Raw genomic sequence first — 17,395 nt, 5'->3', positions numbered from 1 at the left:
GGGTGCCTCAGGACTCCTGGGTGAGGGAGACGAGCACGTCGTCCCCTTCGATCTTGACGGGGTATACGGGGACGGGGCGCGTCGCCGGGAGGGCGTCGGGCTTGCCGGAGCGGAGGTCGAAGCGCGAGCCGTGCAGCCAGCACTCGATGTGACAGTCGTCGACCTCGCCCTCGGACAGGGAGACGTTCGCGTGCGAGCAGATGTCGTGGATCGCGAACACCTGGCCGTCCGTGTGCACGAGGGACACGGGCGTGCCGTCGAGTTCCACCCGCTTCGGGGTGTCCTCCTCCAGTTCGCCCAGTCCACAGACGCGTACGAAGGTCATGCGACCGCTGCCTCCAGCTCCTCCTCGATCTTGGCGATCAGGCGCTCCTCGATGTCGCGGAGGCCGATCTGCTGGACCAGTTCGGCGAAGAAGCCGCGGACCACCAGGCGGCGGGCCTCCTGCTCCGGGATGCCGCGGGCCATGAGGTAGAAGAGCTGCTCGTCGTCGAAGCGGCCGGTCGCCGAGGCGTGGCCGGCGCCGACGATCTCGCCGGTCTCGATCTCGAGGTTCGGCACGGAGTCCACGCGCGCCCCGTCCGTGAGGACCAGGTTGCGGTTCATCTCGTACGTGTCGGTGCCCTCGGCCTTGGCCTCGATGAGCACGTCGCCGATCCAGACCGCGTGCGCGGCGGCGCCCTGCAGCGCGCCCTTGTAGACGACGTTGGACTTGCAGTGCGGGACGTTGTGGTCGACCAGGAGGCGGTGCTCCTGGTGCTGGCCCTGGTCGGTGAAGTACAGGCCGAACAGCTCGGCCTCGCCGCCGGGGCCGGCGTACCGCACGCGCGGGTGCAGCCGGACGACGTCGCCGCCGAAGGTGACGACGACGGACTTCAGGGAGGCGTCGCGGCCGACGAGCGCGTTGTGCTGCGCGACGTGGACGGCCTTGTCGTCCCAGTCCTGGACGGAGACGACGGTCAGCTTGGCGCCGTCGCCCAGGAGGTAGTCGACGTTGGCGGCGAGCACCGCGTCGCCGGTGTGGTCGATGACGACGACGGCCTCGGCGAAGGCTCCCAGCTCGATCACCTGGTGGCCGAAGGCGGTGCCGCCCTCGCCGTGCACCGCGATGCGGATCGGCTCGGTGAGGACGGTCTCCTTGGGGACGGTCACGACCGAGGCCTTCTCGAACGCGGAGTAGGCCTGGGCGGCGACGCGGTCCACCGGGGTGCCGGCCTTGCCGAGCCGCGCGTCGTCACGGCCGACGGTCTCGACGATGACGCCCTCGGGGGCCTGGACCTCGACCTTCACACCGTTGCCGGTGGCGACGGCGGTGCCGTCGTGCAGGCCGCGCAGGCGCTCCAGCGGGGTGAACCGCCACTCCTCCTCACGGCCGTGCGGGACGGGGAAGTCCGCCACGTCGAAGGAGGGGGGCGCGCTCATGCGCGTGGCGACGGTCGACTCCGCCGCCACCGCGATCGAGCCGGTGGTGGTGGAGCCCACCGGTAGGGGTCCTCCCGCCCGAGCGGAGTCGAGGGTGGGGGAGTTCTGGGCCTCAGCCATGGCTGTCGTAGTGCTCGCTTTCCGTTGCGTAGGGGCTTGACGGGGATCGGTCCGGAACTAACCGACCGCGCCTTCCATCTGCAGCTCGATCAGCCGGTTGAGCTCCAGCGCGTACTCCATGGGGAGCTCCTTGGCGATGGGCTCGACGAAGCCGCGCACGATCATCGCCATGGCCTCGTCCTCGCTCAGGCCGCGGCTCATCAGGTAGAAGAGCTGGTCCTCGGAGACCTTGGAGACGGTCGCCTCGTGGCCCATGGACACGTCGTCCTCGCGGACGTCCACGTAGGGGTAGGTGTCCGAGCGGGAGATGGTGTCCACCAGCAGCGCGTCGCACAGGACGTTCGACTTCGAGCCGGGGGCGCCCTCGCCGATCTCGATGAGACCGCGGTAGGAGGTGCGGCCGCCGCCGCGCGCCACCGACTTGGAGACGATGTTGGACGACGTGTTGGGGGCCATGTGGACCATCTTGGCGCCCGCGTCCTGGTGCTGGCCCTCGCCGGCGAAGGCGATGGACAGCGTCTCGCCCTTGGCGTGCTCGCCCATCAGGTAGACGGCCGGGTACTTCATCGTCACCTTGGAGCCGATGTTGCCGTCGATCCACTCCATGGTCGCGCCCTCGTACGCCACGGCGCGCTTGGTGACCAGGTTGTAGACGTTGTTCGACCAGTTCTGGATGGTCGTGTAGCGGCAGCGGGCGTTCTTCTTGACGATGATCTCGACGACCGCGGAGTGCAGCGAGTCCGACTTGTAGATCGGGGCGGTGCAGCCCTCGACGTAGTGCACGTAGGCGCCCTCGTCGACGATGATCAGGGTCCGCTCGAACTGGCCCATGTTCTCCGTGTTGATGCGGAAGTAGGCCTGGAGCGGGATCTCGACGTGCACGCCCGGCGGCACGTAGATGAAGGAGCCGCCCGACCACACGGCGGTGTTCAGCGCGGCGAACTTGTTGTCACCGGCGGGGATGACCGTGCCGAAGTACTCCTTGAAGAGCTCCGGGTGCTCCTTCAGCGCGGTGTCGGTGTCGAGGAAGATGACGCCCTGCTCCTCCAGGTCCTCGCGGATCTGGTGGTAGACGACCTCCGACTCGTACTGCGCGGCGACGCCGGCGACGAGGCGCTGCTTCTCCGCCTCGGGGATGCCGAGCTTGTCGTAGGTGTTCCTGATGTCCTCGGGCAGGTCCTCCCAGGACTCCGCCTGCTTCTCCGTGGAGCGCACGAAGTACTTGATGTTGTCGAAGTCGATGCCTGACAGGTCCGAGCCCCAGTTCGGCATGGGCTTCTTCTCGAACAGGCGCAGGCCCTTGAGGCGGAGCTTGGTCATCCACTCCGGCTCGCTCTTCTTCGCGGAGATGTCGCGGACGACGTCCTCGTTGATGCCGCGCTTGGCGGAGGCGCCGGCCGTGTCGGAGTCGGCCCAGCCGTATTCGTACTTGCCCAGGCCCTCGAGCTCAGGGTGGGCAGTCTCCGTGGGGAGAGTCATGCGGGGTTCCTCCCGGCCGTGCTAGCGGATGCGTTGTGGGAAATCTTGGGGATGTACGTCGTGCAGACGCCGTCGCCGTGCGCGATGGTGGCGAGCCGCTGTACGTGCGTACCGAGCAGCTCGGCGAAAAACTCGGTCTCCGCCTCGCACAGCTGGGGGAACTGCCCGGCGACGTGGGCGACCGGGCAGTGGTGCTGGCAGAGCTGTTCACCCTTCTGGGGGTGGGGCGCGCTGCGCGCGGTAGCAGCGTACCCGTCCGCGCTCAGGGCCTTGGCCAGCGCTTCGGCGCGCCGCTCGGGGGGCGCAGACTCGACGGCCGAGCGGTAGGCCTGGGCCTGCTCGGCGATCCGTGCGCGGGCGAAGGCGGCGATGGCCTCGCTGCCGCCCTCGCGGTCGGCGATCCAGCGCAGGGCGTCCGCGGCGAGCTGGTCGTAGGACTGGTCGAAGGCGTCGCGCCCGCAGTCGGTCAGGGCGAACACCTTGGCGGGCCGCCCGCGCGTGCGCGTGCCGTAGACCCGCTGGTCGCGGGCTTCCACGACACCGTCGCCGGTGAGGGCGTCGAGATGCCGGCGCACGGCCGCCTGGGTGAGGCCCAGCCGCCCGGCGAGGTCCGCGACGGTCGACGGGCCGTGGTCCAGGATGGATCGCGCGACCCGGTTGCGCGTCGAGCGGTCCGAGCGCATCCCAGCCGCGAGCTCATCCTGCGGGGTCCCCGTGGGGGTCTCCCGAGCCTCGCCGACGTTTTTCACAACGCCATTGTTGCGTAATTCATCCGGGCCGGGCAAGCCGCGAGCGACGGACCCGGCGGTGCCCTGCATCACTTAGGTAAAGCTAACCTGACCTGCGGGGACGATCGGTGATCGATCAGGGGGTGGCATGGGGAAGCTCCTTCGGGGAGACTCCGGGACCATGTCCACACACCCTCCCACCGGCCCTCTCGTCACCCGGGACACCCTGCGCGAACAGCTGGGCGAGCTGGGCGTGCGGCCCGGCGAGACGCTCCTCGTGCACTCCTCGCTCCGTTCCCTCGGCTGGGTGAGCGGCGGTCCCGTCGCGGTGGTACTCGGACTGCTCGACGCCCTCGGCCCCGAGGGCACGCTGGTGGTGCCCACACAGACCGGCCACCTCTCCGACCCGTCCCTGTGGAGCAACCCGCCCGTGCCGCCGCAGTGGTGGCCGGACATCCGCGCCTCGATGCCCGCCTACGACCCGCGGATCACGCCCTCGCTCGGGGTCGGCGTCGTGCCGGAGACCGTCCGCACCTGGCCCGGCGCCCTGCGCAGCGCGCACCCGCAGACCTCGTTCGCGGCGCTCGGACCGCGCGCGGCACAGGTGGTGGAGGGACACGCGCCCGACTGCCGGCTCGGCGAGCGCAGCCCGCTCGCCACCCTGGAGGCGACGGGGGCCCGGGTCCTGCTGCTCGGCGCCGGATACGCCTCCTGCACCAGCTTCCACCTCGCCGAGTACCGCATACCGTCCCCGCGCGTCGCGGTGGGACGACCGGGACCCGGCGGCTGGGAGACCGTGACCGAGGTGTCGATCAGCTCCGACCGCTTCGACGAGCTGGGCTACGACTTCGAGCGGGACCGGCCCGTCGTACGCGGCAAGGTCGGGGCGGCCGAGGCTCGGCTGTTCCCGGTGGCGGACGCGGTGGCCTACGCCGAGCGGTGGCTGGCGGTGCACCGGCCCCGTGAGGAGGAACTCCCGCACCCTCCGCCCCCGGCCACCCGGGCGCCCGGGGACCCCCGGGTCTGAGACTCCGGCGGCGTACCTAGACTCTGGACCCATGCGAAGTGAGCCCGTGGTCCAGGTCCAGGCCCTGCTGAAGCGGTACGGCACGAAGACCGCGGTGGACGGACTCGACCTGGTGGCACGCCAGGGCGTGACCGCCGTGCTGGGCCCCAACGGGGCGGGCAAGACGACCACGGTCGAGACCTGCGAGGGGTACCGGAAGCCGGATTCCGGTACGGTGCGCGTCCTGGGCCTCGACCCGGTCCGCCAGTCCCGCGAGCTGCGGCCCCGCGTCGGCGTGATGCTCCAGTCCGGCGGCGTCTACTCCGGCTCCCGCGCCGACGAGATGCTCCGGCACGTGGCCAGGCTGCACGCGCACCCCCTCGACGTGGACGCGCTCATCGAGCGCCTGGGGCTCGGATCCTGCGGCCGGACGACGTACCGGCGGCTGTCCGGCGGCCAGCAGCAGCGGCTCGCCCTGGCGATGGCCGTGGTGGGGCGCCCCGAGCTGGTGTTCCTGGACGAGCCGACCGCCGGACTCGACCCGCAGGCCCGCCGCGCCACCTGGGACCTGGTCCGCGACCTGCGCGCAGACGGCGTCTCGGTGATCCTCACCACGCACTACATGGACGAGGCCGAGCGGCTCGCCGACGACGTGGCGATCATCGACGCGGGCCGGGTCATCGCGCAGGGCTCCCCGGAGGAGCTGTGCCGCGGCGGCGCCGAGAACACCCTCCGCTTCTCCGGCCGGCCCGGACTGGACGTGGGCTCGCTGCTCAAGGCCCTGCCCGCCGACTGCTCGGCAGCCGAGCTGACCCCGGGCTCCTACCGGGTCGCCGGCAAGGTCGATCCGCAGCTCCTCGCGACCGTCACCTCCTGGTGCGCCCAGCACGGGGTGATGCCGGACAGGATCTCGGTGGAACGGCACACCCTCGAAGACGTCTTCCTGGAGCTCACGGGCAAGGAGTTGCGCTCATGATCGCGGTCCGCACGGAGACCGGCCGGGGTTCCGGGGGCCGGCTCCCGGAAAGGCACAGCCCGGAGCCCACGCGTAAGGAGCCGCGTTCGTGACCGCCACCGGCACCTATGCGCCGAAGCCGGGGGCCGCGCCCCTGTCCCGCATGATCGCGGCCCAGGCCGTCCTCGAGACGAAGATGCTGCTGCGCAACGGCGAGCAGCTGCTGCTCACCGTCGTCATCCCGACGCTGCTGCTGGTCCTGTTCAGCACCGTCGACATCGTCGACACGGGGTCCGGCGAGGCGGTCGACTTCCTCACGCCCGGCGTCCTCGCCCTGGCGGTGATGTCGACGGCGTTCACCGGCCAGGCGATCGCCACCGGCTTCGAGCGCCGCTACGGCGTCCTGAAGCGGCTCGCCTCCTCGCCCCTGCCGCGCTGGGGCCTGATGACCGCGAAGACGCTGTCGGTGCTGGCGACCGAGGTGCTCCAGGTGATCCTGCTCACGGCGATCGCCTTCGCGCTCGGCTGGTCGCCGCACGGCAACGCGTTCGCCGTGCTGCTGCTCCTGGTCCTCGGTACGGCGGCCTTCTCGGGGCTCGGCCTGCTGATGGCCGGGACCCTGAAGGCCGAGGCCACGCTCGCCGCGGCGAACCTGGTGTTCCTGCTGCTGCTCGTCGGCGGCGGGGTCGTGGTCCCGCTGGAGAAGTTCCCCTCCGCCGCCCAGGACGTGCTCGGCCTGCTGCCCGTCGCCGCGCTGTCCGACGGGTTGCGGGACGTGCTCCGGGACGGGGCCACGATGCCCTGGGGCCACCTGGGGATCCTGGCGGCCTGGGCGGTCGTGGGCCTGGCGGCGGCCGGACGCCTCTTCCGCTGGGAGTGAGCCGGGCACGCGCGCGATCACGACCCTCGTGAAAGCATGCACAAGCGGGCGGCCTACGATGGTCGGCGTGCCAAACGTGACCCGCGCCGACGCCGTGGTGGCGGCCGTGCGCAATCCGCTCGCCTTCATCGCCGACCGCTGGACCCCGGACCCCCGGACGGTCCGTCGGGCGGCCCTGTCCGCACTCGTGATGTCGGTGATCATCGTGGTCACCGGCGGTGCCGTGCGGCTGACCGGCTCGGGCCTGGGCTGCCCGACCTGGCCCAAGTGCACCAGCGACTCGCTCGCCTCCACCGCCGAGATGGGCGTGCACGGCGCCATCGAGTTCGGCAACCGCCTGCTGACGTACGTGCTGTGCGCCGCCGTCGGCTGGGCGATCGTCGCCGCGCGCTCGCAGAAGCCGTTCCGCCGCAGCCTGACCCGGCTGGGCTGGGCGCAGTTCTGGATCGTGATGAGCAACGCGGTGCTCGGCGGCATCGTGGTGCTGGTCGGTCTCAACCCGTACACGGTCGCGGCCCACTTCGTGGCAACCTCCGCGCTGATCGCGGTCGCCACGGTCATGTGGCAGCGGGCCGGCGAGGGCGACGGGGCCCCGCGTCCGCTGGTCGGCAAGGCCGTGCAGCAGCTGGTCTGGTTCCTGGTGGCGGCGTCCGTGCTCCTCATCCTGGTCGGCACGGTCGTCACGGGCGCCGGCCCGCACGCGGGCGACTCCAGCGAGGTCCCGCGGATACCGGTCGACTGGGAGACGGTGAGCAAGCTGCACGCCGTGCTGGCGTGGATCGTGGTGACGCTGACGTTCGCCCTGTGGTTCGTACTGAAGGCGGTCGACGCGCCCAAGGGCCCGCTGGACCGCACCCGCGAGCTGTTCGTGATCCTGCTCGCGCAGGGCGCCATCGGCTACGTCCAGTACTTCACGGACCTGCCGGAGGTGCTGGTCGGGCTGCACATGCTCGGATCGGCCGTGATGTGGATCTGGGTGCTGCTCGTGGTGCTGTCACTGCGCGAGCGGCCGCAGCTCACCGCCGAGGTGCCCGGCCCCTCCCCCGACACCACACTGAGCAAGGCCTGGTCCAGCCCGTAGACCCGGCGCGCGTTGCCCGAGGCCGGCACGCCCGCCACCCGCTGCGCGTCGGTCAGGGACCAGGCGCCCTCGGCGACCCAGGTGCCGAGCACCCGGCCGAGGGCCTCGCGGAGGAGGCGGGCGCCCACCACGTGCAGTTCGGGCAGCCCCCGGGCGCCGGTGGAGAAGAGGATCTTGCCGAACGGGGCCAGCTCCAGGACCTCGGCGAGGACGGTCGCGGCTCGGGCGCCGGTGCGCACCAGGGCCGCCCCGCGGTCGACGTGGACGTGCGGCAGGACACCGGCCAGGTGCGCGGCGCCGCGGTGGTACGGGTAGCCGTGCAGCGGGACCAGGTCCGTGCCGAGGCCGGCGGTGGCCCGCAGCAAGTCCGTCAGCAGCAGCGGGTCCGTACGGTCGATGCGCAGCCCCGGCGCACCGAGCCCCGCGTGCAGCTGGAGCGGCAGCCCCGCGGCGACGGCGCTCCACAGCAGGTGGCGCAGCAGCACGGGGTCGTTCAGCTCCCCGTCGGCCTCCCGCCCGGCGAGCCGGCGGCCGGCGGCGCCCCGTACCTCGGCCCGGGCGGCTCCGGCGCGAGGGCGAGGCCGTGCCGCAGTCCCGCCACGGAGGTGAAGGCGACGGCGTGCGCGGCGGCGTGCACGGACTCGGCGAGGTTGGCGAGGAAGGACTCCACGGTCCCGGAGGTGTCGGCGAGCTGCTCGGCGAGCAGGTCGAGGCGGACGACCTCGTGGGCCCGGGCGTCCGCGGCCGAGGCCGGCTCGGGGGGCTCGGTGAGGTCCCCGGGAAGGCCGGCGTCGACCTGGTACGTCGTGATGCCGCTGCCGCGCAGCAGCCGGCGGCCGGACTCCTGGACGCCCAGTTCGCGTCGGCGGGCCGGGGAGCGGGCGGGCGGTGCGGTCGAGGCCGATCAGGGGCGGGCACCAGCGTCTGACGGCGAAGCCGGTCTGCGTGTCGAAGGCCGAGGTGCCGGGCGCCGGCGTTCCCTCAACTGCGCGAGGTGGGCCTCGAAGGTGCCGAGGCCCAGACCGGTGCGGAGCACTCCGTGGCAGTACTGGTCCACGAGGGACGGCGTTTCGATCACCCGGGCTCCCCGGCGTGGACCCCGCCGTTCTCACGGGCCCTCACGGGTGAACCGGCTTCGAGGTCGCGTTCCCGGGGTGGGGCGGTGGCGGGGTGTGTCCGGCGGGTGCGATCCGGATGCGGTTGCCCGCGCTCCCGGGAGGGTCAGGTGTTCTTGGGGCCGCCGACCTGGATCCCGGCCATGCGCGACCACTCGTAGGGGCCGGTCCTCACCTTGGCCGCGAAGTCGCCGTCGAAGGCCTCGTGGCGGGTGACACCCGACTTCTCCACGGCCTTCCCGGCGATCTCGTAGGAGGGGGCCACGAGGTCGCCCCAGGTGCCGTCCTCACCGACGAGGACGATGCGGGCGCCGCGTTCACCGAGGTAGGCGACCTGGCCCTCGGCACCGCCGTGGGCCTTGGAGAAGGACGTGATCTGCCTGGCGAGCCGGGCCACCTTGCGCTCGGCCTTCGGGTCTGCCTGCTGCGTGTCTGCCATGACCAGAATGCTACTCACGAGTAGATCGACGCGCGAGAGCAGGGCGGTGTGACCTGCGTCAGCGCAGGAACGGGTCGACCGCGACCGCCACGAAGAGCAGCGACACATAGGTGATCGACCAGTGGAACAGGCGCATCTCCTTCAGCTTCGCGCCCGTGACCTCGGCCTTCGCGCGGTTCTGCAGGCCGTGCGCCTCCCAGAGCCAGAAGCCGCCCGCCAGCAGGGCGACCACCGTGTAGAACCAGCCCGTGTAGCCGAGCGGGGTCAGCAGGAGCGAGACGGCGACCATGACCCAGCTGTAGAGCACGATCTGCCTGGCGACGACCTTGTTGGAGGCGACCACGGGCAGCATCGGCACGCCCACGCGCGCGTAGTCCTCCTTGACCTTCATGGACAGCGGCCAGTAGTGCGGCGGCGTCCAGAAGAACATGACGAGGAACAGGATGACCGGCGCCCACGACATCGAGTTCGTGACCGAGGACCAGCCGATCAGCACGGGCAGGCATCCGGCGATGCCGCCCCAGACGATGTTCTGCGAGGTCCGGCGCTTGAGGATCATCGTGTAGACGACCACGTAGAACAGCAGCGCGCCGAGGGCGAGCCAGGCGCTCAGCCAGTTCACGGTGAGGCCGAACAGCAGGGTGGAGGTGATCGCCAGGGTGATGCCGAAGGCGAGGCACTCGCGCGGGCTGACCATGCCGGTGACCAGCGGGCGCTGCGCGGTGCGGTCCATCAGCGCGTCGATGTCGCGGTCGATGTACATGTTGAGGGCGTTGGCGCCGCCCGCGGACAGGTAGCCGCCGACGCAGGTCAGCAGCACGAGCTTCAGATCGGGCACCCCCTGCTGCGCCAGGAACATCACCGGCACGGTGGTGATCAGGAGCAGCTCGATGATCCGCGGCTTGGTGAGAGCCACGAACGCCATCACACGGGCCCCGAACGGCCGGTGGGCCGGGCTCTGGTCCGTCCCGAGCATCCCCGCTGGACGGGATTCAACGGCCGTCACGCACACCCCTACAGAGACAGTCCAGCGAGCCCCACCGTGTGAAGTCCCGGTAAGGGCTCGCGCGTACCACGCCACTTTAGACGTTGCCCAGAGTCGGACATTCGCGGGGGTCCTCCCGTGTTGGCGGACGGCTTCCGACGGGCGGCGGCGAGCTCGATTGAGCACCCGGATGAGCCGCTCCGTATTCACCTGTCGAAACGCGGTACGGCCCCATCGTGCGCGGATCCGGATGACTCCCTGCACTCCGGAGCGACCCGGAAGAACGCACGTCCCACGGGGGTAGGCTCGACTGCGGCCGGTGGGCGCCCCGATACACCGGCATCCGACATGTGGAGAGGAGCCCTGACCCAGGGTGAGCATCAAGCCGACCACGACAGACCTCGAGTGGACCGAGTTGGACCAGCGGGCCGTCGACACCGCGCGTGTCCTGGCCGCCGATGCCGTACAGAAGGTCGGTAACGGCCATCCGGGTACGGCGATGAGCCTGGCGCCTGCCGCCTACACCCTCTTCCAGAAGGTGATGCGGCACGACCCGGCGGACGCCGACTGGGTCGGGCGGGACCGCTTCGTGCTGTCCGCGGGACACTCGTCCCTGACCCTCTACACCCAGCTCTACCTGGCCGGCTTCGGTCTGGAGCTGGACGACCTGAAGTCCTTCCGCACCTGGGGCTCGAAGACCCCCGGCCACCCGGAGTACGGGCACACGACCGGTGTGGAGACGACGACCGGGCCGCTCGGCCAGGGCGTCGCCAACGCGGTGGGCATGGCGATGGCCGCCCGCTACGAGCGCGGTCTGTTCGACCCGGAGGCCGCCGAGGGCGAGTCCCCGTTCGACCACTTCGTCTACTGCATCGCCGGCGACGGCTGCCTCCAGGAGGGCATCTCCGCCGAGGCCTCGTCGATGGCGGGCCACCAGGAGCTCGGCAACCTGATCCTGCTGTGGGACGACAACCACATCTCGATCGAGGGCGACACCGAGACGGCCGTGTCCGAGGACACGGTGAAGCGGTACGAGGCCTACGGCTGGCACGTGCAGCGCGTCGAGCCGCAGGAGAACGGCGACCTGGACCCGGCCGCGATCTACGAGGCGATCCAGCGGGCCAAGGCCGTCACGGACCGGCCGTCGTTCATCGCGATGCGCTCGATCATCGCCTGGCCGGCGCCGAACGCGCAGAACACCGAGGCCGCGCACGGCTCGGCGCTCGGCGACGACGAGGTCGCCGCCACCAAGCGCGTCCTGGGCTTCGACCCGGAGCAGAGCTTCGAGGTCTCCGACGAGGTCATCACGCACACCCGCAAGGCGCTGGAGCGGGGCCAGGCGGCCCGCGCGGTGTGGGAGAAGGCCTACCAGCAGTGGCGGGACAACAACCCCGAGCGCGCCGCCGAGTACGACCGCATCGCCAAGGGTGAGCTGCCCGCCGGCTGGGAGGAGAAGATCCCGGTCTTCGAGGTGGGCAAGGGCGTGGCCACGCGTGCCGCCTCCGGCAAGGTGCTGCAGGCCCTCGGCGGGGTCATCCCCGAGCTGTGGGGCGGCTCGGCGGACCTGGCCGGCTCGAACAACACCACGATCGACAAGACCAGCTCCTTCCTCCCGGCGGACAACCCGCTGCCGGAGGCGGACCCGTACGGCCGCACGATCCACTTCGGTATCCGCGAGCACGCGATGGCCGCCGAGATGAACGGCATCGCGCTGCACGGCAACACCCGGATCTACGGCGGCACGTTCCTGGTGTTCTCCGACTACATGCGCAACGCGGTGCGGCTGTCGGCGCTGATGCACCTGCCGGTGACGTACGTGTGGACGCACGACTCCATCGGCCTGGGCGAGGACGGCCCCACGCACCAGCCGGTCGAGCACCTCGCGTCGCTGCGCGCCATCCCGGGCCTGAACGTCGTGCGCCCGGCCGACGCCAACGAGACCGCCGTCGCCTGGCGCGAGATCCTGCGCCGCTGGACGAAGGAGTTCGGCAAGGGCCAGCCGCACGGCCTGGCGCTGACCCGGCAGGGCGTGCCGACCTACGAGCCCGACGACGACGCGGCCAAGGGCGGGTACGTCCTGTTCGAGGCCGACGGCGGCGAGCCCGAGGTCATCCTGATCGCCACCGGTTCCGAGGTGCACGTCGCCGTCGAGGCGCGCGAGCAGCTCCAGGGCGCCGGCGTGCCCACGCGTGTGGTGTCCATGCCGTCCGTGGAGTGGTTCGAGCAGCAGGACCAGGGGTACCGGGACAGCGTCCTGCCGCCGTCCGTGCGGGCCCGGGTCGCGGTGGAGGCCGGCGTGGGTCTGACGTGGCACAAGTACGTGGGAGACGCGGGCCGCATCGTCTCCCTGGAGCACTTCGGTGCGTCGGCCGACGGCAAGGTGCTCTTCCGCGAGTTCGGCTTCACCGCCGAGAACGTGGCCGCCGCCGCCCGGGAATCTATCGCCGCAGCCCAGCGCTGACGCTCACATACGACACGTAGGAGATGGAATTTCCATGACAGACGCACTCAAGCGCCTCTCCGAGGAGGGCGTCGCGATCTGGCTGGACGACCTGTCGCGCAAGCGGATCACGTCCGGCAACCTCGCCGAGCTGCTCGACCAGCAGCACGTCGTGGGCGTCACCACCAACCCGTCGATCTTCCAGAAGGCGATCTCGCAGGGCGACGGATACGACACGCAGCTGACCGACCTCGCCGCCCGCAAGGTCACCGTCGAAGAGGCCGTCCGCATGATCACGACGGCGGACGTCCGTGACGCCGCCGACGTCCTGCGGCCCGTCTTCGACGCCACCGGCGGCAAGGACGGCCGGGTCTCGATCGAGGTCGACCCCCGTCTGGCGCACAACACGCGGGCGACGGTCGCCGAGGCCAAGCAGCTCGCCTGGCTGGTGGACCGGCCCAACACCCTCATCAAGATCCCGGCGACCGAGGCGGGCATCCCGGCCATCGCCGAGACCATCGGACTGGGCATCAGCGTCAACGTCACGCTGATCTTCTCCCTGGAGCGCTACCGCCTGGTCATGGACGCGTTCCTGGAGGGCCTGGAGAAGGCCAGGGAGCGCGGCCTGGACCTGTCGCAGATCCACTCCGTGGCGTCGTTCTTCGTCTCCCGCGTGGACACCGAGATCGACAAGCGGATCGACGCGCTGGGCACCGCCGAGGCCAAGGCCCTGCGCGGCAAGGCCGCCGTCGCCAACGCCCGCCTGGCCTACCAGGCGTACGAGGAGGTCTTCTCCTCGGACCGCTGGAACGCCCTGGAGAAGGCCGGCGCCAACAAGCAGCGTCCGCTGTGGGCGTCGACCGGTGTGAAGGACAAGACCTACAGCGACACCATGTACGTCACCGAGCTGGTCGCGCCGAACACGGTGAACACCATGCCGGAGGCCACCCTGCTGGCCACCGAGGACCACGGCCAGATCACCGGCGACACCGTCGCCGGGACGTACGAGCAGGCCCGCGCCGACCTCGACGCGGTCGAGGAGCTCGGGATCAAGTACGACGACGTGGTGCGGCTGCTGGAGGAGGAAGGCGTCCAGAAGTTCGAGGACTCCTGGACCGACCTGCTGAAGTCGACCGAGGCCGAACTCCAGCGCCTCGCCCCCTCGGAGGGCTGAACAGGTGTCGAGCAGCAACCCGCTGCGTGACCCCGCGGACCGACGGCTCCCGCGTATCGCGGGGCCGTCGGGCCTGGTCATCTTCGGTGTCACGGGCGATCTGTCCCGCAAGAAGCTCATGCCGGCCGTGTACGACCTCGCCAACCGGGGTCTGCTGCCGCCGGGCTTCTCGCTGGTGGGCTTCGCCCGCCGCGAGTGGGCGCACGAGGACTTCGCGCAGGAGGTCCACGACGCCGTCAAGGAGCACGCCCGCACGCCGTTCCGCGAAGAGGTCTGGCAGCAGCTCATCCAGGGCATGCGCTTCGTGCAGGGCACGTTCGACGACGACGACGCGTTCGAGCGGCTGCGCTCCACGATCGACGAGCTGGACAAGGCACAGGGCACCGGCGGCAACTTCGCCTTCTACCTGTCCGTGCCGCCGTCGGCCTTCCCGGTGGTCATCCAGCAGCTGAGGAAGCACCGGCTGGCCGACCAGACCGGCGGGTCCTGGCGGCGCGCGGTCATCGAGAAGCCGTTCGGGCACAACCTGGCGTCGGCCGAGGAACTCAACAAGGTCGTCCACGAGGTGTTCGCCCCGGAGCAGGTCTTCCGGATCGACCACTACCTCGGCAAGGAGACCGTCCAGAACATCCTGGCGCTGCGCTTCGCCAACACGATGTTCGAGCCGATCTGGAACCGGTCCTTCGTGGACCACGTGCAGATCACCATGGCCGAGGACATCGGCATCGGCGGCCGGGCCGGCTACTACGACGGCATCGGCGCCGCCCGCGACGTCATCCAGAACCACCTGCTGCAGCTCATGGCCCTCACCGCCATGGAAGAGCCGGCGTCCTTCGACGCGGACGCGCTGGCCGCCGAGAAGACCAAGGTGCTCGGCGCGGTGCGACTGCCCAAGGACATGGGCCGCGACACCGTGCGCGCCCAGTACGCGGCCGGCTGGCAGGGCGGCACGAAGGTACGCGGCTACCTGGAGGAGGACGGCATCGACCACTCCTCCAAGACCGACACCTACGCCGCGATCAAGCTGGAGATCGACAACCGCCGCTGGGCGGGCGTCCCCTTCTACCTGCGCACCGGCAAGCGCCTGGGCCGGCGGGTCACGGAGATCGCGGTCGTCTTCCAGCGCGCCCCGCACTCCCCCTTCGACTCGACGGCCACCGAGGAGCTCGGCTCCAACGCGATCGTCATCCGCGTCCAGCCGGACGAGGGCGTCACGGTCCGCTTCGGTTCGAAGGTCCCCGGCACCTCGATGGAGATCCGGGACGTGTCGATGGACTTCGCGTACGGCGAGTCCTTCACGGAGTCCAGCCCGGAGGCGTACGAGCGCCTCATCCTGGACGTGCTCCTCGGGGACTCGAACCTCTTCCCGCGCACCGAGGAGGTCGAGCTGTCCTGGAAGATCCTCGACCCGATCGAGGAGTACTGGGACAACAACGGCAAGCCCGCCCAGTACCCGGCCGGTACCTGGGGGCCCGTCGAGGCGGACGAGATGCTCGAGCGACACGGACGGAGCTGGCGTCGGCCATGAAGATCGACCTCACGGACACCACCGCCAGCAAGATCAACAAGGCGCTGGTGCAGGGCCGCCGGGCCATCGGCACCCCGGCCGTCGGCATGGTGCTCACGCTGGTCATCGTGACGGACGAGGAGAACGCCTACGACGCGCTGAGGGCCGGGAGCGACGCCGCCCACGAGCATCCCTCGCGCACCCTCGTCGTCATCAAGCGTGTCTCCCGCTCGCCGCGCGACCGCACGAAGTCCCGCCTCGACGCCGAGGTCCGGGTCGGCGCGGACGCCGGCACCGGCGAGACGGTGGTGCTGCGGCTGTACGGCGAGGTCGCCGACCACGCCCAGTCGGTGGTGCTGCCGCTGCTGCTGCCGGACGCCCCGGTGGTGGTGTGGTGGCCGGTGAACGCGCCGCTGGACCCGGCGAAGGACCCCCTGGGTGCCCTCGCGCAGCGCCGCGTCACCGACACGTACGCCTCCGAGCAGCCGGTGCGGGACCTGGCCACCCGGTCCCGGACGTACACCCCGGGCGACACTGACCTGTCCTGGACCCGCATCACGCCCTGGCGTTCGATGCTGGCGGCGGCGCTCGACCAGGTGGCCTGCGAGGTGCGGGCCGTCGAGGTGGAGGGCGAGGAGTTCAACCCGAGCTGCGAGCTGCTGGCGATGTGGCTCGCGGACCGGCTGGACGTGCCCGTCAAGCGCTCGCTGTCCAGCGGCCCGGGCCTGACGGCGGTGCGCATGGTCACCAACTGCGGCCCGATCAACCTGGACCGGGCCGACGGCTCCCTGGCGACGCTGTCCATCGAGGGCCAGCCCGACCGGGCGGTGGCGCTCAAGCGGCGCGACACGGCGGAGCTGATCGCGGAGGAGCTGCGGCGCCTGGACCCGGACGACACGTACGCGTCTGCCCTGCGGTACGGGGTGGACCGGCTGAAGTCCTCCTGGTCGGCTCCGGCGCAGCCGGTGTCCGACGAGTCCCCGGCCGGCGACGAGCCGGTGGCCAAAGGAGAGCGGGGCGATCCCAGAAGTGACCGGCTCCCCCTCCCCGCTCCCGCCGGGAAGGCTGCGCAAGCACCCGCTGCGGAAGCGGCGGCGCAGGCGCCGGTGACGCAGGAGCCGTCCAGGCTGGAACCGGTACGGAAGGCGCCGAAGTGAGCACGGCAGCGCAGCTGGTCGTCCACCGCGACAAGGAGCTGATGGCGCAGGCCGCGGCGGCCCGGCTGATCACCCGGATCGTGGACGCGCAGGCCTCCCGGGGCTCGGCGTCGGTGGTCCTGACGGGCGGCCGCAACGGCAACGGCCTGCTGGCCGCGCTGGCGGCCGCCCCGGCCAGGGACGCCGTCGACTGGAGCCGGCTGGACCTGTGGTGGGGCGACGAGCGGTTCCTGCCCGAGGGCGACCCGGACCGCAACGTCACCCAGGCCAGGCAGGCGCTGCTCGACGCGGTGCCGCTCGATCCGAAGCGGGTGCACGCGATGCCCGCGTCGGACGGCCCGCACGGCGACGACGTGGACGCGGCGGCGGCCGCGTACGCGGAGGAACTGGCGGCGTCGGCGGGCCCGGAGAACCACGGCCCCGTCCCGGCGTTCGACGTCCTGATGCTGGGAGTGGGGCCCGACACGCATGTCGCGTCGCTGTTCCCGGAGCTGCCGGCGGTGCGCGAGACGGACCGCACGGTCGTGGGCGTCCACGGCGCGCCCAAGCCGCCGCCGACGCGGGTCACGCTGACCCTCCCGGCGATCCGCGCCGCCCGAGAGGTGTGGCTGCTCGCGGCCGGGGAGGACAAGGCCAGGGCCGCGGCGATCGCCCTCTCGGGCGCGGGCGAGATCCAGGCCCCGGCGGCGGGCGCGTACGGCCGCGGCCGCACGCTGTGGCTGCTGGACGCGGCGGCGGCCTCGCAGCTTCCGCGGTCGCTGTATCCGCCGGCGTCCGCCTGACCACGCGCGCCCCTCTCCGCCCAAGCCGGGGGGGCGCCAGCGGGGCGCGGGGGGAGCCGCGGCGCGGGGGGTCACCGGTCTACCCCCCCCCCCCCCCCCCCCCCCCCCCAGGGCCCGGCCCGGAG

The 17,395-nt window shown here is 71.5% G+C and carries 15 protein-coding genes and 1 pseudogene; 9 read left to right on the top strand and 7 right to left on the bottom strand.

What is annotated here, in order from left to right:
• Positions 1 to 7 precede the first annotated feature (7 nt).
• The 4 genes from ACFW6P_RS24810 to ACFW6P_RS24795 are packed head-to-tail and all read right to left on the bottom strand — an operon-like array spanning position 8 to position 3,770.
• Positions 8 to 325 (bottom strand): non-heme iron oxygenase ferredoxin subunit, encoded by a 318-nt coding sequence (locus ACFW6P_RS24810; RefSeq protein ID WP_386358395.1) that lies wholly within the window; start codon positions 323 to 325, stop codon positions 8 to 10.
• Positions 322 to 1,542: a Fe-S cluster assembly protein SufD gene (gene sufD / locus ACFW6P_RS24805; RefSeq protein WP_386358393.1), complete on the bottom strand. Its 1,221-nt coding sequence runs from the start codon at positions 1,540 to 1,542 to the stop codon at positions 322 to 324. The genes ACFW6P_RS24810 and sufD overlap by 4 nt, the downstream gene beginning before the upstream one ends.
• Before the next feature lie 57 nt (positions 1,543 to 1,599).
• The gene (gene sufB / locus ACFW6P_RS24800) at positions 1,600 to 3,021 is read right to left on the bottom strand and encodes a Fe-S cluster assembly protein SufB (RefSeq protein WP_386358391.1); all 1,422 of its coding nucleotides are present in this window, start codon (positions 3,019 to 3,021) and stop codon (positions 1,600 to 1,602) included.
• Positions 3,018 to 3,770: a helix-turn-helix transcriptional regulator gene (locus ACFW6P_RS24795; RefSeq protein WP_386358389.1), complete on the bottom strand. Its 753-nt coding sequence runs from the start codon at positions 3,768 to 3,770 to the stop codon at positions 3,018 to 3,020. The genes sufB and ACFW6P_RS24795 overlap by 4 nt, the downstream gene beginning before the upstream one ends.
• 160 nt (positions 3,771 to 3,930) lie before the next feature.
• Between ACFW6P_RS24795 and ACFW6P_RS24790 the strand changes: the two genes are divergently transcribed.
• The 4 genes from ACFW6P_RS24790 (at position 3,931) to ACFW6P_RS24775 (ending at position 7,671) form a co-directional block, all read left to right on the top strand.
• Positions 3,931 to 4,776: an aminoglycoside N(3)-acetyltransferase gene (locus tag ACFW6P_RS24790; protein WP_386358387.1), complete on the top strand. Its 846-nt coding sequence runs from the start codon at positions 3,931 to 3,933 to the stop codon at positions 4,774 to 4,776.
• Between the two features lie 31 nt (positions 4,777 to 4,807).
• A complete protein-coding gene (locus ACFW6P_RS24785) occupies positions 4,808 to 5,731 on the top strand; it encodes an ABC transporter ATP-binding protein (protein ID WP_386358386.1) in 924 nt (307 codons plus the stop codon).
• A gap of 142 nt (positions 5,732 to 5,873) precedes the next feature.
• The gene (locus tag ACFW6P_RS24780; protein WP_386424862.1) at positions 5,874 to 6,590 is read left to right on the top strand and encodes an ABC transporter permease; all 717 of its coding nucleotides are present in this window, start codon (positions 5,874 to 5,876) and stop codon (positions 6,588 to 6,590) included.
• A 58-nt stretch (positions 6,591 to 6,648) separates the two neighbouring features.
• Positions 6,649 to 7,671: a heme A synthase gene (locus ACFW6P_RS24775; RefSeq protein ID WP_386424822.1), complete on the top strand. Its 1,023-nt coding sequence runs from the start codon at positions 6,649 to 6,651 to the stop codon at positions 7,669 to 7,671.
• 50 nt (positions 7,672 to 7,721) lie between these two features.
• Here the strand turns inward: ACFW6P_RS24775 and ACFW6P_RS24770 are convergent.
• From ACFW6P_RS24770 to ACFW6P_RS24760, 3 genes and pseudogenes are all read right to left on the bottom strand, one after another.
• Positions 7,722 to 8,783: pseudogene (locus ACFW6P_RS24770) on the bottom strand (amidohydrolase family protein); the annotation flags it as partial.
• Between the two features lie 109 nt (positions 8,784 to 8,892).
• On the bottom strand, positions 8,893 to 9,225 hold the full coding sequence (locus tag ACFW6P_RS24765; protein ID WP_386358382.1) for a hypothetical protein: 333 nt from the start codon (positions 9,223 to 9,225) through the stop codon (positions 8,893 to 8,895).
• A 58-nt stretch (positions 9,226 to 9,283) separates the two neighbouring features.
• On the bottom strand, positions 9,284 to 10,201 hold the full coding sequence (locus tag ACFW6P_RS24760) for a heme o synthase (RefSeq protein WP_386358462.1): 918 nt from the start codon (positions 10,199 to 10,201) through the stop codon (positions 9,284 to 9,286).
• Positions 10,202 to 10,583: 382 nt separating this feature from the next.
• Between ACFW6P_RS24760 and tkt the strand changes: the two genes are divergently transcribed.
• The 5 genes from tkt to pgl are packed head-to-tail and all read left to right on the top strand — an operon-like array spanning position 10,584 to position 17,270.
• Positions 10,584 to 12,671, top strand: a complete 2,088-nt coding sequence (gene tkt, locus ACFW6P_RS24755; RefSeq protein WP_386358380.1) for a transketolase — start codon at positions 10,584 to 10,586, stop codon at positions 12,669 to 12,671.
• A 34-nt stretch (positions 12,672 to 12,705) separates the two neighbouring features.
• Positions 12,706 to 13,824, top strand: a complete 1,119-nt coding sequence (gene tal, locus ACFW6P_RS24750; RefSeq protein ID WP_386424819.1) for a transaldolase — start codon at positions 12,706 to 12,708, stop codon at positions 13,822 to 13,824.
• Between the two features lie 4 nt (positions 13,825 to 13,828).
• Complete coding sequence (gene zwf / locus ACFW6P_RS24745) at positions 13,829 to 15,352, top strand: glucose-6-phosphate dehydrogenase (protein ID WP_386358377.1); 1,524 nt, start codon at positions 13,829 to 13,831, stop codon at positions 15,350 to 15,352.
• Positions 15,349 to 16,488, top strand: coding sequence for a glucose-6-phosphate dehydrogenase assembly protein OpcA (gene opcA, locus ACFW6P_RS24740; RefSeq protein ID WP_386424816.1), 1,140 nt, complete (start codon positions 15,349 to 15,351; stop codon positions 16,486 to 16,488). Before zwf ends, opcA begins: the two co-directional genes overlap by 4 nt.
• Positions 16,485 to 17,270: a 6-phosphogluconolactonase gene (gene pgl / locus ACFW6P_RS24735; protein ID WP_386358374.1), complete on the top strand. Its 786-nt coding sequence runs from the start codon at positions 16,485 to 16,487 to the stop codon at positions 17,268 to 17,270. Before opcA ends, pgl begins: the two co-directional genes overlap by 4 nt.
• Positions 17,271 to 17,395 lie beyond the last annotated feature (125 nt).

This window comes from Streptomyces sp. NPDC058741, from assembly GCF_042746715.1.
Taxonomy (GTDB): domain Bacteria; phylum Actinomycetota; class Actinomycetes; order Streptomycetales; family Streptomycetaceae; genus Streptomyces.
The sequence above is the reverse complement of the archived record's forward strand: the minus strand, read 5'-3'. Positions and strand labels throughout refer to the sequence as shown.

Bases quoted from the DNA above. Each gene is read 5' to 3' on its own strand.
- sufB (WP_386358391.1), bottom strand. From the start codon at position 3,021: ATGACTCTCCCCACGGAGACTGCCCACCCTGAGCTCGAGGGCCTGGGC.
- opcA (WP_386424816.1), top strand. From the start codon at position 15,349: ATGAAGATCGACCTCACGGACACCACCGCCAGCAAGATCAACAAGGCG.
- ACFW6P_RS24785 (WP_386358386.1), top strand. From the start codon at position 4,808: ATGCGAAGTGAGCCCGTGGTCCAGGTCCAGGCCCTGCTGAAGCGGTAC.
- sufD (WP_386358393.1), bottom strand. From the start codon at position 1,542: ATGGCTGAGGCCCAGAACTCCCCCACCCTCGACTCCGCTCGGGCGGGA.
- ACFW6P_RS24780 (WP_386424862.1), top strand. From the start codon at position 5,874: ATGATCGCGGCCCAGGCCGTCCTCGAGACGAAGATGCTGCTGCGCAAC.
- tal (WP_386424819.1), top strand. From the start codon at position 12,706: ATGACAGACGCACTCAAGCGCCTCTCCGAGGAGGGCGTCGCGATCTGG.
- ACFW6P_RS24765 (WP_386358382.1), bottom strand. From the start codon at position 9,225: ATGGCAGACACGCAGCAGGCAGACCCGAAGGCCGAGCGCAAGGTGGCC.
- ACFW6P_RS24760 (WP_386358462.1), bottom strand. From the start codon at position 10,201: ATGCTCGGGACGGACCAGAGCCCGGCCCACCGGCCGTTCGGGGCCCGT.
- ACFW6P_RS24810 (WP_386358395.1), bottom strand. From the start codon at position 325: ATGACCTTCGTACGCGTCTGTGGACTGGGCGAACTGGAGGAGGACACC.
- ACFW6P_RS24775 (WP_386424822.1), top strand. From the start codon at position 6,649: ATGGTCGGCGTGCCAAACGTGACCCGCGCCGACGCCGTGGTGGCGGCC.
- ACFW6P_RS24790 (WP_386358387.1), top strand. From the start codon at position 3,931: ATGTCCACACACCCTCCCACCGGCCCTCTCGTCACCCGGGACACCCTG.